This is a genomic window from Bartonella sp. CL25QHWL, from assembly GCF_042195335.1.
In the GTDB taxonomy this organism is placed as follows: Bacteria; Pseudomonadota; Alphaproteobacteria; order Rhizobiales; family Rhizobiaceae; genus Bartonella.
The window spans coordinates 1-507 of the sequence record NZ_JBHIOE010000121.1; the positions used below are offsets into that span (position 1 = coordinate 1).

Genomic DNA, 507 nt, shown 5'->3' on the forward strand with positions numbered 1-507 from the left:
TGGTATACAGTAATATCTCCAACTTTTTCTTCCATTTGGATATAGGGCTTGATTGTAATGGGGTTTGCAAGATGACCATTTTGAATAATTTGTAAGACAATCTCAAAGATCTTTTGGTGTAGCGTTTCAAAAAAATGTTCTGCTTTGAGAAAGTCTGAAACGCGATCGAGTGCATTATTATTAATCAGGATTGCTCCAAGTAATGCCTGCTCTGCTTCAATATTATGGGGAAGTTGACGAAAAGAAGAAGCAAAATTATCTCTTGGATTTTCTGTTTTTAGCATGTTCAGTGTTCTCATTGCTTTCTTTTCCCTTGTCTGGTGCCTTAAAGGTGATTTCTGTGGTGTATCCGCTTTGTTTTTCATAGCAGTGGGTGACGGTCGCGGCTTTCCATGGACCATTGATTTGCCCACGAAACCCTTGAAGGATGAGAGGTTGATCCGCCATGATTTCAGGGCGTCCCTCAAGGGTCAAAGAACCACTGCCTACAGCACGACACAACCTGTC

Annotated in this window: 1 protein-coding gene and 1 pseudogene; both read right to left on the reverse strand. The window is 41.4% G+C overall.

Annotation, left to right across the window (positions count from 1 at the left end; translation table 11 throughout):
* A partial coding sequence (locus tag ACFILY_RS09745) for a DnaB-like helicase N-terminal domain-containing protein (protein WP_375673404.1) occupies nt 1-299 on the reverse strand: 299 nt, incomplete at its 3' end.
* Nucleotides 256-507 (reverse strand): annotated as a pseudogene (locus ACFILY_RS09750) (late control protein); the annotation flags it as partial. The pseudogene ACFILY_RS09750 and the gene ACFILY_RS09745, both read right to left, overlap by 44 nt.